Annotated in this window: 26 protein-coding genes and 1 pseudogene; 20 read left to right on the plus strand and 7 right to left on the minus strand. The window is 37.5% G+C overall.

Features of this window, described 5'->3' with window-relative positions:
- Positions 1–170: 170 nt before the first annotated feature.
- The 5 genes from mobC to mobA form a co-directional block, all read right to left on the minus strand.
- Positions 171–2,165, minus strand: coding sequence for a conjugal transfer protein MobC (gene mobC / locus AMQ68_RS12745; protein ID WP_054511005.1), 1,995 nt, complete (start codon positions 2,163–2,165; stop codon positions 171–173).
- Between the two features lie 531 nt (positions 2,166–2,696).
- Positions 2,697–3,761 carry a TlpA disulfide reductase family protein gene (locus AMQ68_RS24930; RefSeq protein ID WP_160317988.1) on the minus strand — a complete coding sequence of 355 codons (1,065 nt, stop codon included), beginning with the start codon at positions 3,759–3,761 and terminating at the stop codon, positions 2,697–2,699.
- Between the two features lie 84 nt (positions 3,762–3,845).
- Positions 3,846–4,073, minus strand: a complete 228-nt coding sequence (locus AMQ68_RS12755) for a hypothetical protein (RefSeq protein WP_054511007.1) — start codon at positions 4,071–4,073, stop codon at positions 3,846–3,848.
- Positions 4,074–4,218: 145 nt separating this feature from the next.
- Entirely contained in the window at positions 4,219–5,520 is a 1,302-nt protein-coding gene (mobB, locus tag AMQ68_RS12760; RefSeq protein ID WP_054511122.1) for a conjugal transfer protein MobB, read from the minus strand.
- A gap of 10 nt (positions 5,521–5,530) precedes the next feature.
- Complete coding sequence (gene mobA / locus AMQ68_RS12765; RefSeq protein WP_054511008.1) at positions 5,531–5,959, minus strand: conjugal transfer protein MobA; 429 nt, start codon at positions 5,957–5,959, stop codon at positions 5,531–5,533.
- 783 nt (positions 5,960–6,742) lie between these two features.
- On the opposite strand from mobA, the gene AMQ68_RS12775 reads away from it, so the two are divergent.
- The 6 genes from AMQ68_RS12775 to AMQ68_RS12800 are packed head-to-tail and all read left to right on the plus strand — an operon-like array spanning position 6,743 to position 10,366.
- A complete protein-coding gene (locus AMQ68_RS12775) occupies positions 6,743–7,510 on the plus strand; it encodes a ParA family protein (protein WP_054511010.1) in 768 nt (255 codons plus the stop codon).
- 5 nt (positions 7,511–7,515) lie between these two features.
- Complete coding sequence (locus AMQ68_RS12780; RefSeq protein WP_054511011.1) at positions 7,516–7,914, plus strand: DUF3408 domain-containing protein; 399 nt, start codon at positions 7,516–7,518, stop codon at positions 7,912–7,914.
- A gap of 12 nt (positions 7,915–7,926) precedes the next feature.
- A complete protein-coding gene (locus AMQ68_RS12785) occupies positions 7,927–8,199 on the plus strand; it encodes a DUF3408 domain-containing protein (protein ID WP_054511012.1) in 273 nt (90 codons plus the stop codon).
- Positions 8,200–8,248: 49 nt separating this feature from the next.
- A complete protein-coding gene (locus AMQ68_RS12790) occupies positions 8,249–8,881 on the plus strand; it encodes a hypothetical protein (protein WP_054511123.1) in 633 nt (210 codons plus the stop codon).
- A gap of 44 nt (positions 8,882–8,925) precedes the next feature.
- A complete protein-coding gene (locus tag AMQ68_RS12795) occupies positions 8,926–9,735 on the plus strand; it encodes a hypothetical protein (RefSeq protein ID WP_054511013.1) in 810 nt (269 codons plus the stop codon).
- 7 nt (positions 9,736–9,742) lie between these two features.
- Positions 9,743–10,366: a hypothetical protein gene (locus AMQ68_RS12800; RefSeq protein WP_054511014.1), complete on the plus strand. Its 624-nt coding sequence runs from the start codon at positions 9,743–9,745 to the stop codon at positions 10,364–10,366.
- 68 nt (positions 10,367–10,434) lie between these two features.
- On the opposite strand, the gene AMQ68_RS12805 is transcribed toward AMQ68_RS12800, so the two are convergent.
- A complete protein-coding gene (locus tag AMQ68_RS12805) occupies positions 10,435–11,202 on the minus strand; it encodes a DUF5710 domain-containing protein (RefSeq protein WP_054511015.1) in 768 nt (255 codons plus the stop codon).
- A 285-nt stretch (positions 11,203–11,487) separates the two neighbouring features.
- On the opposite strand from AMQ68_RS12805, the pseudogene AMQ68_RS12810 reads away from it, so the two are divergent.
- From AMQ68_RS12810 to AMQ68_RS12860, 11 genes and pseudogenes are all read left to right on the plus strand, one after another.
- Positions 11,488–11,792: pseudogene (locus tag AMQ68_RS12810) on the plus strand (DUF4134 domain-containing protein).
- Between the two features lie 11 nt (positions 11,793–11,803).
- Positions 11,804–12,136: a DUF4133 domain-containing protein gene (locus AMQ68_RS12815; protein ID WP_054511016.1), complete on the plus strand. Its 333-nt coding sequence runs from the start codon at positions 11,804–11,806 to the stop codon at positions 12,134–12,136.
- Entirely contained in the window at positions 12,133–14,631 is a 2,499-nt protein-coding gene (locus AMQ68_RS12820; RefSeq protein WP_054511017.1) for a TraG family conjugative transposon ATPase, read from the plus strand. The genes AMQ68_RS12815 and AMQ68_RS12820 overlap by 4 nt, the downstream gene beginning before the upstream one ends.
- Positions 14,632–14,660: 29 nt before the next feature.
- The gene (locus tag AMQ68_RS12825) at positions 14,661–15,290 is read left to right on the plus strand and encodes a DUF4141 domain-containing protein (protein ID WP_054511018.1); all 630 of its coding nucleotides are present in this window, start codon (positions 14,661–14,663) and stop codon (positions 15,288–15,290) included.
- A gap of 20 nt (positions 15,291–15,310) precedes the next feature.
- Positions 15,311–16,303 (plus strand): conjugative transposon protein TraJ, encoded by a 993-nt coding sequence (gene traJ / locus AMQ68_RS12830; RefSeq protein WP_054511019.1) that lies wholly within the window; start codon positions 15,311–15,313, stop codon positions 16,301–16,303.
- A 23-nt stretch (positions 16,304–16,326) separates the two neighbouring features.
- On the plus strand, positions 16,327–16,950 hold the full coding sequence (gene traK / locus AMQ68_RS12835; protein ID WP_054511020.1) for a conjugative transposon protein TraK: 624 nt from the start codon (positions 16,327–16,329) through the stop codon (positions 16,948–16,950).
- A gap of 12 nt (positions 16,951–16,962) precedes the next feature.
- The gene (locus tag AMQ68_RS12840; RefSeq protein WP_054511021.1) at positions 16,963–17,229 is read left to right on the plus strand and encodes a hypothetical protein; all 267 of its coding nucleotides are present in this window, start codon (positions 16,963–16,965) and stop codon (positions 17,227–17,229) included.
- A gap of 34 nt (positions 17,230–17,263) precedes the next feature.
- Entirely contained in the window at positions 17,264–18,547 is a 1,284-nt protein-coding gene (traM, locus tag AMQ68_RS12845) for a conjugative transposon protein TraM (RefSeq protein WP_241775120.1), read from the plus strand.
- Between the two features lie 25 nt (positions 18,548–18,572).
- Entirely contained in the window at positions 18,573–19,493 is a 921-nt protein-coding gene (gene traN / locus AMQ68_RS12850; protein ID WP_241775121.1) for a conjugative transposon protein TraN, read from the plus strand.
- A gap of 51 nt (positions 19,494–19,544) precedes the next feature.
- The gene (locus AMQ68_RS12855; protein ID WP_241775128.1) at positions 19,545–20,075 is read left to right on the plus strand and encodes a conjugal transfer protein TraO; all 531 of its coding nucleotides are present in this window, start codon (positions 19,545–19,547) and stop codon (positions 20,073–20,075) included.
- Positions 20,076–20,168: 93 nt separating this feature from the next.
- Positions 20,169–20,555 carry a DUF3872 domain-containing protein gene (locus AMQ68_RS12860; RefSeq protein WP_054511124.1) on the plus strand — a complete coding sequence of 129 codons (387 nt, stop codon included), beginning with the start codon at positions 20,169–20,171 and terminating at the stop codon, positions 20,553–20,555.
- 127 nt (positions 20,556–20,682) lie between these two features.
- On the opposite strand, the gene AMQ68_RS12865 is transcribed toward AMQ68_RS12860, so the two are convergent.
- The gene (locus tag AMQ68_RS12865) at positions 20,683–21,078 is read right to left on the minus strand and encodes a hypothetical protein (RefSeq protein ID WP_054511024.1); all 396 of its coding nucleotides are present in this window, start codon (positions 21,076–21,078) and stop codon (positions 20,683–20,685) included.
- Between the two features lie 269 nt (positions 21,079–21,347).
- Between AMQ68_RS12865 and AMQ68_RS12870 the strand changes: the two genes are divergently transcribed.
- From AMQ68_RS12870 to AMQ68_RS12880, 3 genes are read left to right on the plus strand one after another with little or no spacing between them, the layout of a single operon-like run.
- Entirely contained in the window at positions 21,348–24,836 is a 3,489-nt protein-coding gene (locus AMQ68_RS12870) for a DUF6443 domain-containing protein (RefSeq protein WP_054511025.1), read from the plus strand.
- A 3-nt stretch (positions 24,837–24,839) separates the two neighbouring features.
- Positions 24,840–25,388, plus strand: coding sequence for an Imm26 family immunity protein (locus AMQ68_RS12875; protein ID WP_054511026.1), 549 nt, complete (start codon positions 24,840–24,842; stop codon positions 25,386–25,388).
- The gene (locus tag AMQ68_RS12880; RefSeq protein WP_054511027.1) at positions 25,388–26,242 is read left to right on the plus strand and encodes a tetratricopeptide repeat protein; all 855 of its coding nucleotides are present in this window, start codon (positions 25,388–25,390) and stop codon (positions 26,240–26,242) included. Before AMQ68_RS12875 ends, AMQ68_RS12880 begins: the two co-directional genes overlap by 1 nt.
- The last annotated feature ends 133 nt before the right edge of the window (positions 26,243–26,375 follow it).

Genomic DNA, 26,375 nt, shown 5'->3' on the forward strand with positions numbered 1-26,375 from the left:
GCTTTCTGCTTGGCTTCAATAGATTAATGAGTTTGCTGTGAATGAGTAAGCCATTTATGGCGATTATCTTTCAAAATTAACTGTGGTCTAATTTCATAGTTTTGAGTTTGTAGGTATAACCATCCCTGAATATTGTTTATGCTCCCATGCAGGGTTTTATGGGAGATTGGCTACTGAATAAGGTGCTTGAGGTCAGGATCATTTTTTATCCTTTCCATTTCATCGGTGATAATGAGTACGATATCCTTTTTGATCTGCTTGTAATTAGCTTCAATGGTGTCCTTCATTGTATCTTCACCCTGCTCATTTTCAAAGGACCGGATCTGCGGTATTTTTTGGTACGCTTTTGTTTCTTTCGTTACTTTTTCATTATCCACCACAATCTCCGCATGAAAGATTTTCTGCTCAATCCGTTCATCAAAATTGTCAGATACCGCACCCACGAAAACCCCTTGAGTCAGGGTAGATATTTTTGAAGCGGGTATTAAGCTATCCAGTTGAGTAGAAATAGAGGTGGATTTGTCTGTGCGATTTATGCTGAGGCTTTGCCGTTTTTGCAGTACTTTTCCAAAACGTTCTGATAAGCTTTTTGCCGTTTCTCCAACCACCTGCCCGCTAAATACATTCCCAATTGTATTTTGAATAACCTTACTTTCTTTATCCCCGTAATCGCGGGTTAACTGTGAGTAATCCTGAAAGCCAAGGCAGACGGCAACTTTATTGCTTCTTGCTGTTGCGATAAGATTATCCAGTCCACGGAAATAAATTGTGGGAAGTTCATCGATAATTACCGAGCTTTTTAGCTGCCCTTTTTTATTGATGAGCTTTACAATTCTTGAGTTGTATAAACCCAGCGCGGCGGAATAGATATTTTGACGGTCCGGATTATTCCCGACGCAAAGTATTTTGGGTTCTTTGGGATTATTGATATCCAGAGAAAAATCGTCCCCCGTCATTACCCAGTATAATTGCGGTGAGATCATTCTAGAAAGTGGAATTTTAGCTGAAGCAATCTGACCTTGCAACTGATCCTGAGCACCGCCCTGCCATGCGTCCATAAAAGGGGAGAGGTAATTTTCCAGATCGGGGTAAGAGGTCAGAACGGTAAAGATGTCGGCGTACTTCTTATTTAATAGTTCTATAGCGTGTGGAAAGGTGCAGTATTTGCCATCCTGATATATTTTCAAAAACCAGATAATTGCGGCGAAAAGAATAATTGGTGACTCGACGAAAAAATCCCCTTGCTTCTGAATCCACGACCTATTAAGATTTAGCATGATCGTATATGCAGATTCGTAAGCATCTGAAATATCTGTCATGAAAGAAGGATTGATCGGATTGCAGCGATGGCTCTTACGGGGATCATCAAAATTTATCACATAGAATTTTGGTTTTACTTGGTATTTACCGGTATGCTTTAAAAGATGGTTATAGGCAATGGTAGAAAGATCGTCGAACTTGAAATCGTAGATATACATGGCGAATCCTTTCTCAATTTGTTGTTTGATAAAATTGTTGACTATTGCATAAGATTTACCGGAGCCCGGGGTGCCCAGCACCAATGTCGCACGAAAAGGATTGACGATGTTTATCCAGCCATCATGCTGCTTTTTATTATACCAAAATTTAGTTGGAAGGTTAACAGAATACTCATTTTCCATGAGTTTGGTTTCCTGCATGAAGCTTTCATTTTCGATATTGAATACATCCTCCATCAGATTGTTTTTTAGGAGTCTGCTCATCCATACGCCAGCCTTCAATAGTGCAATGAAACCTAAGCCAAGCGTAAGAATATAGAGGAATACAGCTACATTCAAAGACAGGGTTAGCAAAGGCGTATTTAGGAAGAACAGGATAAAACCGACTGATAAAGCAGTATAGATTTTTGGCCATGTTATTTTCTCATTTTTTACCCCTTTGGTTCCCAAACAACTTAAAGCAAGTAATACTAATGCGAAAATTTTGGTATAAAGCGGGTGAGAGAACAATCCTGCGGTACGCTCGAAATTGGTTAGTATTTTATCAATGATGGATAGTTGCCATCCCTGATCCCGAAAAAACTCATAACAGTACCAATAGCTGTGCATCAGCAGCAACAGGATACTTACTGCGCGCATAAATTCTACAATTTTGGCGAGTCCCCTTAAATCATCTTCTCCCTGCATTATTTTAGATTTAATGTTAGAAAAGTGAAAGTAAAGTGAGATTATAGCATTTATTGTCTGTTGGCAGCCAGTGACTTTATATGGCTTTTATTGGCTTCGGTTTTAATGAAAAGGAGATTCATAATTACCGTTACTCCTCGGCGAAAGGAAATCAAACTTCCAGCCGACAGCATTAATTTCTTAGAAATTTGTTCGCTTTTTGATGAAAATATAGGGTCAGACAGACTGTATTATTGTTTATCTGACGATATGGAAAGCAATATCAGGAAGAATGTATGATCTGAATGATACTAACAGAGATTGTAAAGAGATTGAGTTTTGGTGCGGGAACTTGAATATTGTTTGATGTGATAAACAAATGAATCCCTCTGGTTATACACTACCTTTACAGATACAATGTTATCTTACAATGGAAGTGCAAGGTGCGATTGTTTCAAGATGCTGTTTAAATATCTTTGAGATTTAAACGTTTTTGACGAAATAGTGGTTGACTAACCCTTTAAGATTTTCACTTTTAGTTTTAATATAAGCTTATTTGAGACCTATTTTTTTTCGAATTCCTGAAATATCACTACCGACATAAATTATTTTCCCTTTTGGATCAATAACTAAGTTATAAGGTATTTCTTTGACATGGTAAGATATTGGTAGCTTTGAACCAAATCCTTCTACATCGGATAAGTTTACCCAGGGCATTTTTTCTTGCTTTAAAGCATTAATCCAAGCGGCTCTATTGTCATCCAGGGATATGCTGATAAATTCAACCCTTTTATTCTGAGAAGTTTTTTTATATATTTTTTTTAGCTCTTGAATTTCATTTCTGCAGGGAATGCACCAACTTGCCCAAAAATTCACGACAACATATTTACCGCGGTAATCTTTTAATTTTTTAAAAGATCCTGACCTAGTTAAAGATGTAAAATCGGGTGCTTTTCCACCAACTGATAGTATTTTTTTACCACTTTTTATTTTGGCTTCGATCACTTTGCCCAAGGAATTTTTTCTTAAATCAGGAGATAACTCATCAAACAACCTTTTAGTGACCGCAAGTTCAAAATTGTCAAAATTGTCATCTAATATGTAGAGAGCCCAATACTTATTTGGATTACTCCTTACTATTGAATCTTCCATAAACTTATTTTCTCTTAATTGGTAAGCTCTTTTTCGCCCGTCCAGTTTTCTATATTCACTAATATTATTGACCTTTTTAGATCTTTTTAATTTATCATCAATCAATTCTGTTAATGAATCCAATATGTTTTTTCTTTTAGACCATAGCTCATGAATAGGATTCTCTCCATTGTCTTCAATTTTGATGTTTTTTATATCATTAAAGTCGCCGTAAATTTTTATTAGTCCGTCTTTAATGACAAAACTAGCTATAAACTTACTGCCTATAATTGCATAAATTCCTGCTTCATTAACAGATCCTTCAATTTTGAAAATACCATCGATTGTCTGTAGAGAATCTATTTTTTTTTCTGAGCCTAACTTATACAAAGATACTTTACCACTTAGGTTTTTAAGATTAACGTCAATGATATATTTATATGCAAGGGAAGTATACACAGAGCTTAGTGTAATAATTACTATCAAGATTATTTTTTTTATTACCATATGCTCCAAATATAAAAGATCTGCAACAATAGTTACAGATCCTTTTTTTCTTATTTGTACTTCTTAAGGATTACTAGGCCAGCAACTATTGCCAACACAGTAATTACCTGAACAACATGATTTTTTCGAGCCACAGGCTTGGCCACGAGCGGCGCATTTAGTTCCATAGTCGTCATCGCCATCGCCGATTTCACCACCACCGTTACCACCACCGTCTGTGAGACCTCCTTTCATGAACCTCAGTTCATTTCTTGTGAGCTTTGTTCCAAAGAGCATTACATTTTTTTTCATAATAAAAATATTTATTTAGATAGCCTTTTGATGCTAAGGCTTTTAAGCCGCAATGGATTGCAATTTAAGAATTTTGTAAACACGAATCTTAAATAAGTAGCTTTTCAGCCAATTGGTGAAGTTTGCTTTTGTTATAGTACTGAATTTACTTTTGGCTTCCACGCTTTCGCTTTTTCTTCTTCATTTGATTCTCAAAGTTTAATTCTTCAAAGTCATCAGCAAGAACTTCAGGAAGTGAACCTCCAAAAGATTCCATGAAGCTAGTTTCGTCATTTGAGAACACAGGCTCATTTTTATCAAGAAAATCAAAAATAGGATGTGCTTTTTCAACAGTATTTTGATCACCAGATTGCATTTTTAAAGATGTTTTTCCCGGTTCAGTATTTTTGAATTGGGGCTTCTGGTTGTTACTCCACCATTCATTAAATACATTAGCTGAAAAATTTTTACCTAAACGAGATCCATTCCATACTATTTTAGAATTATGATCAATAAAGGTAATGCCATAAATACGTCCATCCGGATTTCGCCGAACCACTGTATTGATGCCCTGTTCAAGCAATTGCTGTTTGAAACCTTTCTCATCACCAGAGGTATGCATTGCAACTTCTATGGAATCTATAAGTATAGTTTTTGTCTTTTCTTTTTTAAGGGCCTCCTGGTTTTGTTCAAAATGGCTTTGAAGCTTTAGATATCCGGCATCTTTTCCAAATAGAGATGCCTTAAAAGGGTTACTGACCTTTTCTTTATTTTCATTGAGGGCAAAATATACCAGTCCCTGCTTAGCTTTACCCTGTAATTCACCTTTAACTTCTTCCGCTGTAATGTTGAAGAGTGACAATAGAGTATTGTATTCTCCTAAACTTTGAAAGCGGTAATGTTTTGGTAAGTACCGCACCAGAGAGGCAAGCTGGCTCTTAATGTCCCCCTTTTTATAATCTACAGGATTGAAAATTTTTTCATTTTGAGATAAGCTCTGTTCTGTCGCAGCAATCAAATTATATTTTTTTTCAATGGTTCTGCAAATTTCCATTGAGCGGGGATGGTCAAATTTATCTGAAATCTTTTTTCCATCCAAGGTTACACAGGTTGATACGATATGAATGTGAGTGCGCTCGGTATCGGTATGTTTGAACACAACAAAAGGCTGTTGTCCATAGCCCATTTCTGTCATATATTGTTGCGCTATGGATATAAACTGTTCATTGTTAACTTTATCTTTAGGATCAGGATTCAATGAAATATGTAATACAGGCTTCTCTACTTTATGGTTTGCTGTGAGGTAGAACTCAAAGGAACGGTATAATTGTGATGCTGAATATTTGCCATTTACTGTTTCAGCTATCCTTTGTGTGAATAAAATTTGGCCATTTTCCTTGTCTACTTTTTGTTGATTATAGATGAGTGCTCCCAACATATTTGCTCCTTTACCAATTTTTGCAACCATTTTATCAGTCTTATTTAAGGTGGTTATTTTCAAATTCCTGAGTCAAATGAATGATTTCCTGAATTAATTTTACCATTTCAATGGTTTGTTTTTCGAGTTTAAAGAGATATGCAGCGGCTTTTTTTTCGGAAAAGTTGTGATACATAATTTTGACAACCTGATTGTAATTTATACCAACCGACCTGAATTGACCATACAAATTAGTCAACCGTACATGATAATCCATAGCTGAAACATCAATTTTCACGGTTTTAATTGTTTTCTGAAACACGCAGGCTGTAATAAAATGTGCCATTACTTTCATTCCAGATTGCTGAAAGAGCGAGCGGAAACGGTTGTTTTCTTCCTCATTGAGACTTATCGAATACCGAAATATGGCAGGATTCTTTTTAAGTTTTCGGCCTCCTTTATTTTGTTTGGGCGTAATATTATCTTCCATGTTTAATCCATTTATAGTTTTATAAAACTGCGACTTCGGAGCGGTTTTCCAGCCCCCTGCAAGGGCAAGTCGTTTTGAGCTGCGGAATTCATTTCCAGCAGCTCAAAACATAACTTGCTCTGTTCGGGTGAACAGAGAATTCACCCTACGGGATGAATTAAATAAAGCAGGGAAAACCGGCTTTGAGTTGCCCGTCCTTTTACCTGATTTATTACAATAGCTGTGCATGAAATTCATATCCGAAATCTTTTTACAAAGTACGGGCTGAATAATGAAAGTATTGATATTCAATGTAATGCCAAATGAAGCCAATGGAAGCCAAAGAGGGTCATTCATATAAAAACGGAGGAAGTTGTGCATTTCTTTGTGGCAGCTATCAGGCAAGAAAGGCTGTTCGCCAGCGTGCATTACGATAAATTATTGTGAAGGACATACATCGTGAAGGCAAGAATGCCAGAAGACTTGAAGGAATTTGATACTGAAGATTGTAATGCTGTCTGATTGTAATTTTTGCTATCCGGACAACCAAGCGGCTGTCAATCGTGTGGATGTACCAGACATCTAGCTTGAACGAATTATGACAGGCGTGAAAAAGTATTTGCATAAATGGTAGCTGGCTTGCCAGTAATGATGGCGACAAGTATGCACGAAAATTATCAGGCAGGCATTCAGTCTGGCAGGTCAGAATGATCTTGATCCTTCAGGTTCGCAGCCTGTTATCCGTGAATGATGCGGTGACGGCCAGCAAGATGGCAAAGAAGACTTAACATAAAATTTAATACAATGGACAAAAAAAACAAAACCTTATTTATCGCTTTTGCAAGCCAAAAAGGAGGCGTGGGCAAAAGCACTTTCACTGCAATTGTTGCCAGTGTACTGCATTTCCGAATGGGCTATAATGTCGCCGTGTTTGATTGTGATTACCCACAGTACAGTCTTATGCAGATGCGTGAAAGAGATTTGCAGTCAATCATGCATAATGAAATATTTAAAAAACTGGCATATCGCCAGTTCTCTACCATCAACAAAAAAGCCTATCCTATCATGCAATGCAGGGCAGATGAAGCTTTATCAGAAGCCGAGCGGTTTATCGAATCTTCATCGATTACTATTGATATTATCTTTTTTGATTTGCCTGGAACAGTGAATACATCAGGATTACTAAATACACTGGCGGGAATTCAACATATTTTTTCACCAATCACTGCGGATCGTTTGGTCATGGAAAGCACATTGAGGTTTACCGATGTGATGGCCAATGTATTGATGAAAAAAGGTAGCACGTCCATTGAGACCATTCAGTTGTTCTGGAATCAGGTGGACAGGCGTGAAAAATCGCCTTTATATGAATCTTACGAAAAGGTCATTACAGATCTCGGACTGCACCTTATGGATAGCAGAATTACAGATAGTAAACGATTTCGTAAAGAAAGTGAGGCCGTAGCTAAGACCATCTTCCGTTCTACTTTACTTCCACCTGATGAAAAGTTGATGAAAAGCTGTCATCTTGATTTATTTATCGACGAATTTTTAAGAACAATCAAATTGTAAACAGTATGGAAAATGAGAATAAAAGAAGTAATAATACAAAGGTAGATGAAGAGCAAGTAATGGCAATCATTGCAAAAAGCACAACGCAGCTCCATCCTGTGGAAACACCAAAAGAATCTCTCGAAGAGAAGCCGATAGTTAAGGAAAAATCGAAACCGAAAAAAATACTCGATGCGGGTTACGGTGAGCGTTTCCTGAACAGTCACTCGATGACACGAAGGGGTGAAAAAAGTATATACATTCGACAGGAACATCATGAGCGTTTATCTCGTATCATACAGGTAATAGGTGAGGAAAAGATTCCGCTTTACGCCTATCTCGACAATATTCTTGAACATCATTTTGAAATGTTTGAGAAAGCTATTACAGAAGATTTCAACAAAAAATATAAACCCATTTTTTAAAATATTTCAATTATGAAAAAGACATCAAACAAGAAGAAAAGGGCAATAGCTAATACTTCGTACAAAGAGGTATTTCTAATTAACCGTTATCCATCGGGGCGCAATGGTAAAGTTGTATACATACGGCCTGAATATCACGAGCGGCTTCTTCGCCTTGTTCAATTAACCAGGGAAGAAAAGACGACACTTTATTCCTATATCGATAATATTTTTGAGCATCATTTCCATGAATTCGGAGTTGATATTACAGACTTTTTTAATGAGAGAAATAAACCTATCCTATGAAAAAATACATTTTTCTCAATTTCACAGAACACCTAAATCTATCATAGCTATGGAAACACTCATTGTAATATGCCTGCTCGTGGTGATCTTTCTACTTCTAGAGGATAAAATCATCATCAAAAGAAGCCAGGTCCAGAAAGAAAACCAGCAGAAAACTGACATAATTTTGCCGGAAATAATGGGCTTGCCGAAGGCTGTAACAAGACTTTCGACGCCAAAGAATGCCTCTGAAAGCCAAAGTATTGAACCCGAAAAGGAATCGAATAATTTAGCCAATGAAATCAAAGAAGAAGATTTCGATATAGAAATTCCGCAGGAAGAACCGGAGAAAGTTTTAGGCCAAATGCCTGATTTTGAAGACGAGGAAAAAGAGTGGGGGCAATATAGAGGATCTGATGGTGAAGACGGTTTTGCCACAGGGGTCACCTTTGAAGAACTGAGTACCGTGGGGATGTTGCTTAGCCAAGAAATGTCTGAGCCATCTTTAGAAAGGAAAGCGGTGGAAATAGTTCAGAAAATACAGGGAACCGAACTCTTTAGTTTATTAGAGAACTCTATAGAGGGTGCTTCGAGAAAAATAGCTAAGCTTTTGGATCGAAGCCTTTCGCTTGAAGCAGACTCCGGCTCTTCCATTCTGCGGAAGAATGATTTAAGAGATTTTGATATTGGAAACTTTGTTTAAATGGGGTTTTCCTTTATCAATAATACTAATTAATATGATCAATTATGGAAAGAGCGTTGCCTATTTTGGAAATTGAAGGAACAGATTTTTTAGTTGATGTAAAAAAGCTGGAATTTAAAGAGAAAGAAAATCCGAAGAATAGTATATCACTCTTTGATATGAGAGATCTTGGAAAGGGCCGGGGTTATGTGCTTGAATATAGTCCGCAAGAAAAAAATATACCATCCCTATTTAGCAGCACAATGACAGTTAGCGTGACAATACCCGAAATGGTCGCGCTTGATCCTGAAGGGATGTCGGAAAAATATGGAGTTCCCTTAGAGATGTTTGCAACTAAGAATGATTTCGATCTGATGGTTGACCAGACGGCACTGAAAGAACGGTTCTCTGGCCTTTTACCAATTGTTGATATTGCCGGACATCCATTTTATGTCGATTTGCGAATGGATATGTTACGGCCAAAAGATGACTTTTTATCCAACGGGATTGTATTTTCCAATATAGAAGACTACTACGTTGATGAGAAAGAAATATATTCCATCCCGTACAATCCTAAATCGCATGAATTTCAGGAGATTGATTTTAGCTCGATAACAGAAATCCCAAAAGATATTATTGTGGTTAGTTTTCCTCATGAAACTATCCTTGATCCAGTTGGGTACAATAGAAAGCATGGATTGGATGAGCTGGCTAATTTAAAACAAACCAACCTAAAATCTCATTTCAAAGCCGGTCAGGTATCATGGAAGGATACCGGTATCGTAGAAGCAATCCGTGAAAATAAAGCAAATTCGCTCAAAAGTGAAACACCCAAATCCGTTGATCAGGTAAAGAGAAGAGGACCTAAACTTTAAGATACTTATGAAAATTGAATTAAAAAATATTCAATATAGTGAGGCACTTAGCGAGGAGACTAATGCATTTGCAGCCAATCTTTATATTGAAGGAAAAAAAGCAGGAACTGCTTCTAATCGAGGACATGGTGGGTCAACGGACTACCAGGCTGTTGATGAAAATGGCAAAAAGCTGATCGCGAAAGCTGAAACGTATTGCAAATCACTTCCATCAGAGAAATTTAAGTCGGGAGGTAAAGATTACATGTTTGAAATGAATCTTGAAAATTATATCGATAAACTACTGGATAAGTATTTGCAAGCCAAGGATCTTAAGAGGTTTCAAAAAAGGATTGAAAAGGAAATGGAAAGGGGAATTGTTGTAGGTATTCCCGATAAATCCTATTCCGTATGGCGCTTTAAGATGCCTTTGGCGAATTACCTAAAGAACGCAAGTGGATTACAAATTATTAAAATGGCTCTAATAAATGAAATTATTCCAAGTCTTACCAAGGACAAAATAATTATGAATACTAATATTCCTGAAAAATTGCTGAAAGAAGCCGGCTTAAAAGAAAATCACTATGCAAAAATAGTCTACAAAGATAGTAGCCAACGAGCTGACAATAAAAAAACGCAACGGAAACTGTGATTGGAGCAATTGAATTCAGCCAATGACAACCTTCGCTTAGGACATAAGTATTGTAAAAACGATATTTTTTATTTGTTAAATACCTTATTCAGAATGCCCGTAAAAGGTGTTAACCAATTTGGAGCTTTGCTGGCCGTGGAGATATTTTGATGTGCTGGAGCAGTTGTTGGTCTATCGCTTATTAATTTATCTTCTTTCGTGTCTGTTCTCTTTGAATATTGGAGTATATCATTTCTATTAGTGCTCCAAGACATATCTGCGTTTATTTCTACATCGTATTTTGTATTAACTAAGTGTAAGCTTAATCGTTCGCATTCTTCAATATTGAGGGGATAAAATTCACCGCCCGGTTCGGAATGCATATGAAAATCTCCCTGTAAAGCATTACAGTGAATGCAGTGGTTGGCCCAATATTTTCCCCCAAAGGTTCTGGAATATCCTATTTTATAATAGGGGTACTTTATATTAAGTAGGCTAGTGACTTCTTTATTTAGGTAAGTAGGTGTACTAAAAAACGAAAATTCAGCAGAAAATATCCATTCCTCAAAGTCCTCACCATCATCATTATCCTGATGTTCTAAACTATAGTACTTCTCGGCAGCCAATGCTATAACTGGGGTTGTGTCACCACATTTATAGCAGTCTCTCGTATTCTCTGCGATATAAAAAGGCGAACGTACAATGATAGAAACCTTATCATTATCTAACCATTGCGTAAAATCACTCAAATCTTTATGATTTGGAATAAACCATGTTTTTTCTTCTTTATCCCAGAAAGCACCTTTCGATTTTGCGATGTCCTTTTCACTAAAAGGGACATTGATTCGTATTGACATACTTATTATTTCTTTTTTCGATTGAACATAATTTTCGATACGAAAGTTAATAATTTTTGCAATAATGTTTTTTCCAACTAATAATAGTATAATTCAAGATTTAATTTTTAAAGTTTTAGGACGATGACTATGCAATTTTTTAGCGTTTAAAATGAGTTCTAAAGCCATTGGAAGACAAGTGATTCCACTGACTGCCAATGTATTAGTTTGCCATTTCTTCCCCGATACATTTGTTTCCAGATCCCGCAAGGTGTGGGAAAATCTTTAACAAATAATTCAAATAAAATGGAGAAACAACGAAAAAAGCTGATGCTGGCAGGGTTGATTTTACTGTCGGTTTCTGGGGTGTTTGCGCAGGGAAATGGTTCTGCGGGAATCAATGAAGCCACCCAAATGGTGACTTCTTATTTTGATCCAGCCACCAAGCTGATCTATGCTATTGGTGCAGTAGTAGGACTGATCGGGGGGTAAAGGTTTATAATAAGTTTAGCTCCGGAGATCCGGACACGAGCAAAACAGCAGCAAGCTGGTTTGGTGCCTGTATTTTTCTGATTGTGGCGGCTACGATCTTACGTTCATTCTTCCTTTAATCCCTTGCCTTATGAATAATTACAATATTAATAAAGGGATTGGAAGGACGGTAGAATTTAAGGGACTCAAAGCGCAGTACCTGTTCATTTTTGCAGGTGGTTTATTGGGCATCCTTATTCTGGTGATGGTGATGTATATGGCAGGGGTTAATTCTTACGCGTGCCTTCTTACGGGAGTGAGCGGAGCTTCACTGATCATCTGGCAGACCTTTTCGCTCAACAGGAAATATGGTGAGCATGGACTGATGAAACTGGGCGCGAGGAAAAGTCACCCAAAGTATATTATCTGCCGCAGGTCTATTTACCGCTGTTTGAAAGTGCAACCGAAAACACCTGTAGCATGAGAAATGTAAGTAAAGCAACTACGCTGGAAAGTAAATTTCCATTATTGGCGGTAGAAAACCATTGTATTATTTCGAAGGAAGCTGATGTTACAGCATGTTTTAGGGTTTACCTGCCAGAACTGTTTACGGTGGCTGCACCTGAATACGAAGCGATCCATTCTGCATGGCATAAGGCTGTTAAAACATTGCCCGATTATACGGTAATCCATAAACAGGATTGGTATATCAAAGAAAACTATTCACCTGATTTGGCTAAAGATGACATGAGTTTTTTGGCAAAGTCCTACCAGCAGCATTTTAACGAGCGCCCTTTTCTGAACCACTACTGTTATGTGTTTATTACCAAGACCTCAAAAGACAGAATGAGAATGCAGAGCAATTTCTCTACACTCTGCAAAGGGGTGCTGGTACCTAAAGAAATCAGGGACAAAGAAGCGGTTTCCAGGTTTATGGAAAGCGTAAGCCAGTTTGAAAGAATTGTTAACGACTGCGGATTTGTGAAATTGGAAAGGTTGAGTGAAGAAGATATTACTGGTAGCAATGACAAGCAAGGATTACTCGATCAGTATTTTACCTTATCAAGACAAGCTGGAACCGCTTTGCAGGATATTGCAATCGGCGCTGAAGAAATGAGGATCGGTAATAACAGGCTGTGCCTGCATACTTTATCAGATACTGATGAGCTGCCTGGTACCGTTTCTACAGATACGCGATTTGAAAAGCTTTCTACCGATCGGAGCGACTGCCGTTTATCCTTTGCAGCTCCGGTGGGACTGCTCTTAAACTGTAATCACATTTACAACCAATATCTGTTTCTGGATAACAGTGATGATAACTTAAAAAAGTTTGAGAAATCTGCAAGAAATATGCATTCACTGGGCAGGTATAGTAGAAGTAACCAAATTAATAAGGAATGGATTGAGCGCTACCTGAACGAAGCACATTCCTATGGCCTTTCTTCGATTCGGGCGCACTTCAATGTGATGGCATGGTCTGACGATCCATCCCAATTGAAACAATTGAAGAATGATACAGGTAGTGCACTAGCACTAATGGAATGTAAACCCCATCATAATACTACGGACTTGGCTACATTATATTGGGCAGGTATTCCCGGCAATGCAGGCGATTTCCCGAGTGAAGAGAGTTTTTACACGTTTATAGAACCAGCATTATGCTTTTTCACCGAAGAAACCAATTACCAAAACTCACTGTCCCCGTTCGGTATCAAAATGGCGGACCGTTTAACCGGAAACCCTATTCATTTGGATATTTCAGATCTGCCGATGAAAAAAGGAATCATCACCAACCGGAACAAATTTATTTTGGGTCCATCGGGCAGTGGTAAGTCATTTTTTACCAACCATATGGTCAGACAGTATTATGAGCAGGGAGCCCATGTATTATTGGTTGATACCGGGAATTCATATCAGGGATTATGTGAGCTGATTAAAGGAAAAACTAAAGGAGAGGATGGAGTTTATTTCACCTATACCGAAGATAACCCGATTGCTTTTAACCCTTTTTACACTGATGATGGTGTCTTTGATATTGAAAAAAGAGAAAGTATCAAAACGCTGGTACTCACGCTCTGGAAGCGTGATGATGAACCTCCAACGCGCGCAGAGGAAGTTGCGCTTTCCAATGCGGTAAGCGGTTATATTGAAAAGATCAAAAAGGAAAACGAGCATCCTTCTTTTAACGGATTCTATGAGTATGTAAAAGGTGATTATCGCAAGATTCTTCGGGAGAAAGAAGTAAGGGAAAAAGATTTTGATCTGGCCAATTTTTTAAATGTATTGGAACCTTACTATAAAGGTGGGGAATATGACTATCTCCTTAATTCCGATAAGCAGCTTGACCTGCTTTCCAAGCGCTTTATTGTGTTTGAAATTGATGCGATCAAGGACCACAAAATCCTTTTTCCCATTGTCACGATCATCATTATGGAGGTCTTCATAAACAAAATGAGAAGGCTCAAAGGGATCAGAAAGCTCATATTAATTGAAGAAGCCTGGAAAGCCATTGCCAAGGAAGGGATGGCAGAGTATTTAAAATACTTGTTTAAAACGGTTAGGAAATTCTTTGGTGAAGCGATAGTAGTTACACAAGAGGTAGATGATATTATCCACTCGCCAATTGTAAGGGAAAGTATCATTAATAATTCGGACTGTAAAATCCTGCTTGACCAGCGTAAGTACATGAATAAATTCGATGATATTCAGGCGATGTTGGGACTGACCGATAAGGAAAAAGCACAGGTTTTATCCATCAATATGAATAACGATCCCTCCCGCTTTTACAAGGAAGTTTGGATAGGACTGGGTGGCACTCACTCGGCGGTATATGCTACCGAAGTGTCGGCCCAAGAGTATCTCGCCTATACGACCGAGGAAACAGAAAAGCTTGAAGTCATGCAGCTGGCAAAAGAACTCGGCGGAAATGTTGAGCTGGCAATCAAAAGGATTGCTGCCGCTAAAGTCGAAAATCAATAAAATTTAATAACATTTTTAAATCCAAAACAATGAAACAATTTATGTTAATGGCATTTGCTGCCCTATTATTAGGGTTTACGCCCGTCAAAGCTCAATTTGTGGTTACAGATCCGACCAATCTTGCCCAAGGTATTGTGAATAGCGCCCAGCAGATTGTACAAACCTCCAGCACCGTCACCAATACGCTGAAGAGTTTTCAGGAAGTGCAGAAAGTCTACACGCAGGGAAAAGAGTATTACGATAAGCTTAAAGCAGTCACCAATCTGGTTAAGGATGCCCGAAAAGTCCAACAGACGGTACTCATGGTCGGAAATATTTCGGAATTGTATGTGAACAATTTTGGGAAAATGATTAATGATCCCAACTTCTCACCGCAGGAATTAACGGCCATAGCGTTCGGTTACTCCAAACTATTAAATGAAAGCGGAGATCTGCTCAAAGACCTCAAGGAAATCATTAATGCGTCCAGCCTTTCGATGAATGATAAGGAGCGTATGGAAATAATTGACAGGGTATACAAGGAAGTCAGCGAATACCAAAAATTGGTTCGGTACTATACTAACAAAAATATTTCTGTCAGCTACCTGAGAGGCAAAAAGAAAAACGATGCACAGCGTGTACTTCAGTTATATGGCAACTCTAATCAAAAATATTGGTAAACCCTATTAATTATTTTATTATGGAATTTGATAATCTTCACGAAGTCCTGCGCTCGTTATATGATGAGATGCTTCCGATGTCCGCTACGATGTCCGCGGTTGCAAAAGGTATTGCAGGCTTGGGTGCATTATTTTATGTTGCGCTCAAAGTATGGCAGGCACTAAGCCGTGCCGAATCGATCGATGTATTTCCACTTTTAAGACCATTTGCACTGGGCCTTTGTATTATGTTTTTTCCAACCATCGTGCTGGGAACCATTAATGCAGTGCTTAGTCCCGTAGTCAAGGGTACACATAGTATGCTCGAAAACCAGGTTTTGGATCTTAATAAACTACAGGTACAAAAAGACCAGTTGGAACGGGAAGCGATGCTGCGAAACCCAGAACAGGCGTATTTAATTTCCGACGAAGAATTTGATAAAAAGCTGGAAGAACTGGGCTGGTCACCTTCGGATCTTGGAACAATGGCAGGAATGTACATGGAACGGGGAAGCTATCAGTTGGAGCAGAAAATTAAAAACTGGTTCCGCGATTTGCTTGAAATTCTCTTTCAGTCGGCGGCATTGGTCATTGATACAATACGTACATTCTTTCTGATTGTGTTGTCTATACTGGGCCCAATCGCATTTGCTATCTCCGTCTGGGATGGTTTTCAGTCGACATTAAGCCAGTGGATATCCCGTTATGTGAGCGTGTATTTATGGCTTCCCGTTGCAGATATTTTCAGCGCTATGCTGGCTAAACTTCAATCGTTGATGCTCGAAAAAGACATTGCGAACCTGTCTGACCCCAATTTCATACCCGACGGATCTAACACGATCTACCTGATTTTTATGATTATCGGCATAGTGGGTTATTTCACGGTACCGACAGTAACAGGCTGGATTATTCAGGCTGGTGGTGCCGGTAATTTCATGCGTAATGTTACACAAACCGCGCAGAAAGCTGGAAATGTTGCAAGTGCGGGGGCAGGTGCAGCGGCAGGGAATGTAAGCGGCCAACTTATGAAATAATTAATCACCAAAAATCTTCAATAATGGAATTTAAAACACTTAGAAATATTGAAAACAGTTTTCGCCAGATCAGACTATATGCCATCATTTTTGCAGTGCTGTGTACTTCGGTTATGGGATACGCCATCTGGCAGTCTTACCATTTTGCCGAGCAGCAACGGCAAAAGATTTATGTGCTGGACAATGGTAAATCCTTGATGCTTGCATTAGCTCAGGATGTCACAATCAACCGTCCGGTGGAAGCAAAAGAACATGTACGCCGTTTTCACGAACTGTTTTTTACGTTGGCTCCTGATAAAAACGCCATCGAAAGTAATATGAAAAGAGCATTTAACCTGGCAGATAAAAGTGCTTTCAATTATTACAAGGATCTTTCAGAGAAAGGCTATTACAACAGGATTATTTCAGGCAATATCCAACAGCGGATAGAGGTGGATAGTGTGCTGTGCAATTTTGATACTTACCCATATGCGGTACGTACTTATGCTAAACAATTCATCATCCGGTCTAGCAACCTAACGGAAAGAAGCCTTGTAACCTCCTGTTATCTGGTTAATTCCGTTCGCTCAGATAACAACCCGCAAGGCTTTAATATCGAGAAATTCAGCGTGCTGGAAAATAAGGATTTACAAGTCGTTGAGCGCTAAAATTAGCATAACATGAAAAAGCTAAGAGTATTTATTGATGCCTGTGCGTACAGGCTAGAAAAACGTTGGCAGAGACTATCCGCCAGAGAACAGCGTAAATTTTTGATTCTTTTTTTTACGGGCTACCTGCTGGTTACGGGGTGTGTGATTTTGAACGTTTGGTATGACGCTAAATCGGCTAATACCTTACAGAAAGCAAGGATCGATCATATCAGAAATCCCACTTTGCAAAAGGACACGTCATTAAAAGATTCAGCATCAATCATTTTAAAAAAATAATCGACATGAAAGAAAATGATAACAGTAAAGGGGGGTGAGGCTTACCGAAGTAGGGCAAAAGCCTGTTGTTGATCCCGAAAGATCTCCAAACGATAAATTCCAGAAAATAAAAAAACCTATTATTTTCTGTTTGATGGCACTCGTATTTGCAGGGTGCATGTATTTAATTTTTGTGCCATCATCTGATAAAAAAAATGAGGATCAAACAGGATTGAATGAGGTTGTTCCTCAGGCTACCGAAGCTGGAATGCAGGCCGATAAGGGAAAGGCTTATGAAAGCGAACTTTTGGAACAAAAAGAGTTGGATAAAAAGAAATCCCTCTCGACGCTTTCTGAGTATTGGAATGCGGACAGCATAAAATCACAAACGCTCGCGAATACGTCAGGGGATAATCTTGCGGTTTCTGCTCCTAATCATCAAAATGATGCTCTCAATAGCTATCGCAATATACAGGGGACGTTAGGCTCTTTTTATCAGGACAAGGGAGAAACCACGCAATTGCAAAATGAGGTAAAGTCGCTAAAAGCACAACTGGCGCAAAGGGAAACGCCACAAACGAATCCTGTTGAAAGTCAACTGGCGTTGATGGAAAAGAGTTACCAAATGGCGGCCAAATATTTTCCTAATACGCCTTCGAAGACAGAGGAGAAAATTGCTAAAAGCCCAAATGATACAATGGACAAGATTAAATCCAAGGGGCCAGTGGTAAATGTTTATCCAACTAAAAAAGGCATTGTTTCCGCGTTGTATCGTGAACCCTCAGACGGTGCTTTGCTGGCTGGTTTAATGCGTATGGACGGCAGAAACTTTTTCACTGCCGGAAAAGTAAATGATGAGTTTCAGCAGGCCAATAGTATTCGTGCCTGTATTCATGAGACTCAAATTGTTACCGCTGATAATGGCGTGCGAATAAGGCTTTTAGATCCAATACGGGTTGCAAAAATGGTGGTGCCTAAAGGAACTGTAGTTACCGCTATTGCGAAGTTTCAAGCTACAAGGCTTCAACTAATAATCACTTCCATTGAATTTGCAGGTAACATTCTTCCTGTTGAAATTATGGTATACGATCTGGACGGTCAACCGGGGCTTTCTGTTCCTTATTCACCGGAAAGAAATGCACTCACCGAAGTGGCCGCCAATATGGGCAACACATCGGGAACAAGTGTTTCATTAAGTTCAACGGCCGGACAACAGATTACTACAGATTTAAGTAAAAGTCTGGTTCAGGGCGTTTCGGGATACTTTGCCAAGAAAGTACGAATGCCAAAAATTACACTTAAGGCCGGATATCAGTTGTTTCTGATGGCAAATAAATAATGATTAATGCAAAAAAATAGAAAATATGCTACAATTTAAATATATCATGCTGGTGTTGTGCCTTACGGTATGCACTTTAAAGCTATGTGCCCAGGAACATGGAGGCGCTCCTGCCATTGATACGATAAAAGCTGACTCCAAATTGAAAGCCGGATCAATAGAACCCTATTGGCTAACGGTTACCTATGATAAAACGACACATATCATTTTCCCCTCAAAGATAAAATATGTTGACCTGGGAAGTGAATTCCTCATTGCGGGAAAAGCCGAAGAAGCGGATAATGTACTCAGAATAAAGGCTGCCATACGGGATTTTGAACCAGAGACCAATTTTTCTGTGATTACCGAAGATGGTCATTTCTATAATTTTGATGTGTTTTACAGCCGTTATCCATCTACCTTAAATTATGATGTGCTTAAAATGCTCCAGACCGAAGAGAAAGAAAAAGTGAACGATGTCCTTTTTGAAAACCTTGGCGATACTCAGCCTTCGTTGACAGAAGCTGCTCTTAAAACTATTTATAACAGGGATAAGAAGCTGATTAAGCACATTGGTTCGTACAGTTTTGGGATCAGTTTCTTATTACAAGGTATTTACATTTACAATGGTAAGTATTATTTCCATATTCAGGTAAAGAACAAATCCAACGTCCCTTTTTATGTTGATTTTATAACATTTAAAATTGCTGATAAGAAAACTACCAGACGTACTGCTGTTCAGGAAAGCGAGATGAAGCCACTCAGGGTATATCTTCCGTTAGAAAGCATAAATGCTAATCGAAGTGAAAGAAATGTTATACTGCTTGACCAGTTTACCCTCGATGATGATAAAGTGTTCCGTATTGAAATTTTTGAGAAAAATGGCGGGCGGCATCAAATATTGGAAGTAGAAAATACAGATCTGATAAGGGCTAAACCAGTGACTGATCTGAAACTAATTTTTTAATCCTTAAAAAAAATTGAAATGTATAAATATATAGCAGCTATAATAATATGTATGGTGAGCGCAAGGTGCCTTCAAGCACAGCGGCTGATTAAGGGGCAAAAAGGCTTTGAAATTGGTGCTGGACTAATCTCCGATCGTAAGCCGATACATGATTATTTTTATCTCCGTGCAGCAATGACGATTAACGGAAAAAACGGGAGATATCAATTTTGGGGAATCGAGTATACCTATAAAAAACACCAATTTGCAGGTTTTAATATTCCTGTTGAAACCTATTCAGTTGAAGGAGGCTATAGCTTTCGTCTGCTGGGTGATTGGTCAAAGAACATCTCATTAAATCTGGGATTAAGCGGAGTGGCCGGTTATGAAGTAATTAACGAAGGCGAAAGCTTGCTTTCCAATGGTGCTGTCATACAGAATAAAGACAGTTTTATTTATGGGGGTGATTTGCGGCTTTCTGTAGAAGCTTATCTAAGTGATCATATCGTGATGCTTATAGATGGGAGGAGTAAAGTAATCTGGGGAACTTCGGTCGAAGGACTTCGTCCCTCAGCAGGTCTCGGCTTTCGTTATATTTTCTAATTCTTAAATCTCAAAACAATGAAATTTTTAATAATAAAAAAAGTCTCTTTTGCTGGCCGTTTGAAGTTCTTGGGCTCAATAGCCGGACTTGTGATGTTATTATTTACCATAAGTTCCTGCGACAAGGAACTCGATGTAAAGACAGATTTTCCATTCGAATTGGAAGTCATGCCAGTACCAAAAAGCATTACGAAAGGTGAAAAAGTAACTATAAGGTGTACCATTAAAGCAGAAGGTATTTATGAAGGTACGCAATATTTCATCAGGTACTTTCAATTTGATGGAACAGGTAAATTATCAATGGGTAATGGTAAAATGGTTACCCTCAATCCCAATGATTTATATCTGGTTCCAGAGGAGGTCTTCAGACTATATTATGAATCAACCTCAACTGTTACTCAGGCATTTGATGTCTGGATTTCTGATACGAAAGGGCATGAGCAAAAAGTGAGTTTTCAGTTTAACAATACTCAGAAATAGCGTTGCTAAAACGCTAAACTAATTGTGTTAAAAAGGCGAATATCTACATTTAGATATTCGCCTTTTAGGTTTAATTCAGCGTGTCATTACATTTGTTCCTTAAATATCTGCTCGAAAATTATTAGGTTCAAGAATAGATATAGTTGTATTTCCTACTGTTGCCATGATATTCCCTATTTAAATCCATTCCGAAGGTTACAGTTTCACCAGCAATAGTGTATGGAAATACCAGCTGATATTTTTTTTGAAGAGCGGTGAAAATTTCTATTAAAACAACATCATAACCATCCGCTTTGCCAGCAAGCACTATTGCTGATGCTTGAATGTCAGAATCTTTTAAATCTTGTTGAACACCATTGAGAAGTGATAAGTACTGTTCTTCAATAGAGCAGGGTTCCACATTGCTGATTGTATCTATTATTTGTCCATCAACTCGAATATTTGTGCTAAAGGGTTTGAAATCCTCCATTTTTAATAAAAAAGATCCAGCACGTTTCTTAAGCGCTTCTAAAAATTTTTCCATTTTTTATTTAACTATTTATTTTTATGTGTGATATTACATTGTGAGGTTTCCTTGAATATTTTATATTGTAATAAGATGTACTATTGGGAAAATATTATTTATTACCTAAACCAGTAAAATAAAGGCGTATATTATGACCTTATCGAAAATATTTTAACACGTCAGCTTTTGTCGCAATGGGATAAGACCTTTATCCAAAGAAAAATCAAATAACTAAAAAGCGCTTCATTTAATATTTCGTAATAAAAGAGAAAGTCTCAACATAAAATATGGGGAAAACCCCCATGTTGGGAAATATTATTTTCAATAATTTTAGCGCCTCTAAAAACAACATGAGTATGATAAAAGAAATATCTACATTTCTTGGAGTGTTAATGGTAAGCATTTGCTTTTCTCAAACTCCAACCTCAGACGAAAATTATGTTCAGGTAACCAAATGTCTCGGTGCAGACTGCGTTAAAAAAGCCGTAACTGTCGAATATCTGGACGGACTTGGAAGAATCAAACAGATCGTTCAGGTTAAGGCTTCACCAACAGGAAAAGATGTCGTTACTCATGTTGAGTATGACGGATTCGGAAGACAGGTAAAAGATTTCTTACCTGTACCGCAGTCAAACACACTGAACGGGAATATTGTTCCGAACCCATTAGCCAATGCAACGAATGCTAACATTTACGGTAATGAAAGAATTTTTGCAGAGAAAAAACTCGAAAACTCGCCACTAGACCGATTACAGGAACAGACTAAAGTCGGTACAGATTGGGCAAATAAGCCTATCAAGTATGAATATTTGGCTAATTCAGAAAATGATATTCGTAAATACGCTACGACAACCAATCCCGTAGAAGGTATATTTAACTCAACAATTAAGGTTGCTGACGATACAGGTTCACAGAACGGCTTTTATAAAGAAGCAATGATTTATAAAAGAAAAGCAACGGATGAAGACGGGAACGTTATTTACGAATACACTAATGGACGGGAACAGCTTTTATTATTGAGAAGAGTTCTAAGCCCTACGGAAAATGCAGATACTTACTATGTCTACAATGAATATAACCAATTAGCCTATACTATTCCTCCGAAAGCGTCTGAAGCAATCAAAAACCTACCCGCAGGAACTCCAATTCCTGATGATGTATTGAATAATCTTTGTTATCAGTACAGATTGGACGGTAGAGATCGTTTAGCGGAGAAAAAATTACCTAACAAGGGATGGGAGTATTATGTGTATGATAAACAGGACAGGCTTGTTTTTACGCAGGATGCGGTATTAAAAACTACAAACAACAATTTTCAAAACAGAGGTTGGATATTTACCAAATATGATATGTTTGATAGAGTTGTTTATACAGGGTTCTTTAACAATACCCAATCGAGGTCAGAGTTACAGACTAATGTAAACAATGTAAGTGCCAATGGTGGAAATAATGAAATCAGAGTAACTAATCCTATAAACCTTAACGGGGCAGAGCTTTATTACAGGAATCTCGCATTTCCGTCAACAAACATTACTATTTTAAGCATTAATTATTATGATACTTATCCGCCACAAGCTCCTGCTATTCCGACAACGGTTTTAGGTCAATATACTTTACCACAAAACCTAGATGCTAACAACCATGCTTCGACAAATAGCCTTCCGACTGCTGTTTATTTAAAAAATATTGAAAATGACAGTTGGACGAAAACATTTACATACTATGATAGTATGGGAAGAGCAGTTGCAACAAAATCTACTAATCATCTAGGCGGTTATACTAATAAAGATCTTTTACTTGACTTTACGGGAGAAATCATTGAAAAAAGCGTCACCTATCATAAAAGATTAAACACTGACACTGAAAAAGTGATTACAGAAATCTTTGAATATGACAATCAAAACAGGCTTTTAACTCAAACGCACCAAGTAGACAACAATCCCATTGAAATATTGGCTCAAAACGAATACAACGAACTCTCACAGGTTAAAAATAAGAAAGTCGGTGGAACAAATGTAACAACTCCGATTCAAAGCATTGATTACACCTACAATATTCAGGGGTGGCTTACCAAAGTCAACAATCCGCAAAGTTTAGGAAATAAACTGTTTGGCTATGAACTCAAATTTACCAATCCTGCTAATACTAATCTTTCGTCACCTTATTACAACGGAAACGTTGCGGAGGTAGATTGGATTGCTTCAAACGGTAACGGTTTAAAAAGATATTCTTACCAATATGATGCAATGGGAAGATTAAAAAGCGGTGTTTATTCCGAGCCCAACGCTTCAATTCCTGAAAACAACTATTACAACGAGGTTTTAACCTATGACCTGAACGGTAATGTAAAAACACTTAAAAGAAACAGGAATGCGCAGTACATCGGGGCTCAGCTCATGGATGATTTAACGTATTCTTATACAGGGAACAGACTTGATACGGTTACAGAGGGAGCAGGTAATTATTTTGGCTATCCTGATACATCGGGCAATCTCATAACGTATGACGACAATGCCAATATGAAAAGCCAAGTCGATAAAGATATTTTACAGATTAATTATAACTATCTGAATCTGCCTAATTATATCAAATTCAATAAGTACGTAACAGGTCGTTTCGGAAACTCGTATTACAATACCAATTACACTTATAGAGCTGATGGAGCCAAACTGAACAAAACTTACAATTATTTTTCAGGACGAACACAATCACCGACCGCATCTATTACCGATTATTTAGATGGGTTCCAATATAAGAATGAAAACGAAGCGGTAGGCATATCACTTGACCCCATGATGGGCTTACAGTTTGTACCAACTGAAGAAGGCTATTTCGATTTCAAACAAAATAAGTATTTTTACCAATATAAAGATCAAGTCGGCAATGTAAGATTAGCGTTTTATAAAGATGCTTCAGGAAATGCAATTATAGACAGAGCAAACGATTACTACCCGTTCGGATTGGAGTTTGGAGGTGGTGGACTTAACACCTTTGGCTCATTATCTCCTAATTATTTATATTCGTTTCAGGAACAGGAAAAACAGGAAGATACAGGATGGAGCTCATTTAAATGGAGAAACTATGACCCAACTTATGTAAGATTTTTTAATGTAGATCCTCTTGCTGAAAAGTATGCGTATCAGTCACCGTTTAATTTCTCTGAAAACGCAGTTGTAGCACACAGAGAATTAGAAGGTTTGGAAAAACAACACGTTTTTTATACGCCTTTTGGAACTTTAATCTATACTTCGGGTGCAGGTGGTCATTATACAGGTGGAGCAGGAATCTACCAAGAAATGAAAAGTAATGCAATAGGCAATTACAATGGCTTAGTAAGAATTGCAGGCAACGGTTATAATATTCTTAAAACAGGAGCTACTGTAGGTATTGCATTAGGAAGTCGTCTTTTAAACAGTGAAGGTGATAGTAAAGCTGAAAGTAAAGAGAAAGACAGCAAGAGTAGTAATGAAAACTTGGATGATGAAGGTATTGTCTATAAAAGAAAAGATAAGAACGGAGAAGAAAAAGATTATGTGGGACAGGCAAAAAATAAAGGTAGATATGAAAAACGTCAAAAGGAACATGGTAAATCAAATCCAGATGCCGATTATGAATTTAAAGAGATAGATAGGGGGAAACCTGGAAAAGATCTAGATAAAAAAGAACAAAAACATATAGATGAAGGTGGAGGACCAACTAATAAATCTAATCCTAATGGAGGATTACAGAATAAGCGAAATCAGATAAAACCACCAAAACCACCAAAAACCCCATAAATAATGGCTAAAAGATTTAAATTAAGCGAAGGAGATATTTTTACTATTCCTTTAGGAAATGGAGAATTTGGAATAGGACAAATTGTATGTTTTCCTCGGACAAAAGATGTTTTTATAATGATTGTGTATGATTATAGAGCTAAAAAATATGATGAAAATAACATTATGTTAGCTCTGAAGTCTTCAATTTTATTTTTGGGATACTCCACTGAAGCAAGACTATATCATAAAATGTGGGAAATAATAGAAAATAGTACAAAGAATTTAGACGAAGTCAAAATGCCTTATCATCGTTTGGGGACTCCGCCAGAGGAAATTTATCTGACTAATTATAAAAATGAAAGAATTAAGGCGATAAATGAGAAAGAGTTTCAGAGATTAGAGTATTTAACAAGTTATGCTCCTATACGTTTTGAAAATGCATTGAAAGCACATTTCGGATTACAAGAATGGATTTCTGAAAATTACGATTCGGTTTTATATGAGAAAACCTTAGAATCCATTAGAGTGGCAAATGAACTATTAAATATTGATGGCGACATTAAAAAATAATGGAAGATAGATTTATAAGTTGGTATAATTTTACCGAAGGTTTTGGAAAAGAAATGTCTCTAGCAGAAGACGTTTTTACTAATATGATCAAAAGCGGGCTTGAAGACAATTGCTTAACAAAAATGGATTTCACTTTTATTTCTGATAAAAAAGAAAATTTAACGAATCTGAGCGATTTTATTAAAGAACATTATTCTTATACTATCAAAGAAGTAAAAAAGTGTGATGATATTTGGGAGATCAATGGAGAAACAAATGAGATTCCGTTAACCCGCGATAATTTAATGTATTGGGTTTTGGATATGTATAAAAGAGGGTATGAGTTTGATGCTGGTCTTGATGCTTATGGTGGGTTGTTTGACCCTAAAATTCAAAATTTCCCAGATTTAAAGATTTTCAAGGCTGATCATTATTTTAATATGGGTATTGAATGCTATAATATGGGAGATTTGAGTGGCTCAATATTTAATTTATCATTGGCAATTACTATTGATCCAAAAGATGTTGACATCTATTATTCGCGGGCAGTTGTAAAGAATGAACTCTATACATGGAAAGCTGCATTGAGAGATTACGACTTAGCGATAGAAATTTCTCCAGATTTTATTAATGCACTTATTAATAGAGGCAGCCTTAAAGATGAGAATGGCGATTATTCTGGCGCGGTTTCGGACTATCAGAAAGTACTTCAACTAGAAAACGTTGATATTGAAAGCTTGCAACAAGCTTATTTTAATTTAGGGAATTCGATGCTAAACTTAAACAACAGAGAAGATGCTTGTAGAAATTGGGAAAAAGCGTTATCCCTTGGAGCTGAATACGCCTTGGAAAGAATTAGCACTCACTGTAAGTAATAATATTAGAAAACAAATAAAGATTTTCTACAATGTATGACCTCATTCATTTAGTTGAAAAATACACATTACTATATTTAAATGAAGAGCAGTATTCGTTTCGAACACTGCTCTTCATATTTTACGTTGAAGT

Origin of the sequence: Chryseobacterium sp. ERMR1:04 (genome assembly GCF_001297705.1) — a bacterium.
Taxonomy (GTDB): Bacteria; Bacteroidota; Bacteroidia; order Flavobacteriales; family Weeksellaceae; genus Chryseobacterium.

Excerpts from the sequence above, each read along its gene's own strand:
- mobA (WP_054511008.1), bottom strand. The coding sequence starts at position 5,959 with ATGGAAGATAATATTACGCCCAAACAAAATAAAGGAGGCCGAAAACTT.
- traK (WP_054511020.1), top strand. The coding sequence starts at position 16,327 with ATGGAATTTAAAACACTTAGAAATATTGAAAACAGTTTTCGCCAGATC.
- AMQ68_RS12875 (WP_054511026.1), top strand. The coding sequence starts at position 24,840 with ATGGCTAAAAGATTTAAATTAAGCGAAGGAGATATTTTTACTATTCCT.
- AMQ68_RS12815 (WP_054511016.1), top strand. The coding sequence starts at position 11,804 with ATGAATAATTACAATATTAATAAAGGGATTGGAAGGACGGTAGAATTT.
- mobC (WP_054511005.1), bottom strand. The coding sequence starts at position 2,165 with ATGCAGGGAGAAGATGATTTAAGGGGACTCGCCAAAATTGTAGAATTT.
- traN (WP_241775121.1), top strand. The coding sequence starts at position 18,573 with ATGCTACAATTTAAATATATCATGCTGGTGTTGTGCCTTACGGTATGC.
- traJ (WP_054511019.1), top strand. The coding sequence starts at position 15,311 with ATGGAATTTGATAATCTTCACGAAGTCCTGCGCTCGTTATATGATGAG.
- AMQ68_RS12860 (WP_054511124.1), top strand. The coding sequence starts at position 20,169 with ATGTTATTATTTACCATAAGTTCCTGCGACAAGGAACTCGATGTAAAG.
- AMQ68_RS12785 (WP_054511012.1), top strand. The coding sequence starts at position 7,927 with ATGAAAAAGACATCAAACAAGAAGAAAAGGGCAATAGCTAATACTTCG.
- AMQ68_RS12870 (WP_054511025.1), top strand. The coding sequence starts at position 21,348 with ATGGGGAAAACCCCCATGTTGGGAAATATTATTTTCAATAATTTTAGC.
- AMQ68_RS12855 (WP_241775128.1), top strand. The coding sequence starts at position 19,545 with ATGGTGAGCGCAAGGTGCCTTCAAGCACAGCGGCTGATTAAGGGGCAA.
- AMQ68_RS12865 (WP_054511024.1), bottom strand. The coding sequence starts at position 21,078 with ATGGAAAAATTTTTAGAAGCGCTTAAGAAACGTGCTGGATCTTTTTTA.
- AMQ68_RS12825 (WP_054511018.1), top strand. The coding sequence starts at position 14,661 with ATGAAACAATTTATGTTAATGGCATTTGCTGCCCTATTATTAGGGTTT.
- mobB (WP_054511122.1), bottom strand. The coding sequence starts at position 5,520 with ATGGTTGCAAAAATTGGTAAAGGAGCAAATATGTTGGGAGCACTCATC.
- AMQ68_RS12795 (WP_054511013.1), top strand. The coding sequence starts at position 8,926 with ATGGAAAGAGCGTTGCCTATTTTGGAAATTGAAGGAACAGATTTTTTA.
- AMQ68_RS12775 (WP_054511010.1), top strand. The coding sequence starts at position 6,743 with ATGGACAAAAAAAACAAAACCTTATTTATCGCTTTTGCAAGCCAAAAA.
- AMQ68_RS12880 (WP_054511027.1), top strand. The coding sequence starts at position 25,388 with ATGGAAGATAGATTTATAAGTTGGTATAATTTTACCGAAGGTTTTGGA.
- AMQ68_RS12800 (WP_054511014.1), top strand. The coding sequence starts at position 9,743 with ATGAAAATTGAATTAAAAAATATTCAATATAGTGAGGCACTTAGCGAG.
- AMQ68_RS12805 (WP_054511015.1), bottom strand. The coding sequence starts at position 11,202 with ATGTCAATACGAATCAATGTCCCTTTTAGTGAAAAGGACATCGCAAAA.
- AMQ68_RS12820 (WP_054511017.1), top strand. The coding sequence starts at position 12,133 with ATGAGAAATGTAAGTAAAGCAACTACGCTGGAAAGTAAATTTCCATTA.
- AMQ68_RS12755 (WP_054511007.1), bottom strand. The coding sequence starts at position 4,073 with ATGAAAAAAAATGTAATGCTCTTTGGAACAAAGCTCACAAGAAATGAA.
- AMQ68_RS12780 (WP_054511011.1), top strand. The coding sequence starts at position 7,516 with ATGGAAAATGAGAATAAAAGAAGTAATAATACAAAGGTAGATGAAGAG.
- AMQ68_RS12790 (WP_054511123.1), top strand. The coding sequence starts at position 8,249 with ATGGAAACACTCATTGTAATATGCCTGCTCGTGGTGATCTTTCTACTT.
- AMQ68_RS12840 (WP_054511021.1), top strand. The coding sequence starts at position 16,963 with ATGAAAAAGCTAAGAGTATTTATTGATGCCTGTGCGTACAGGCTAGAA.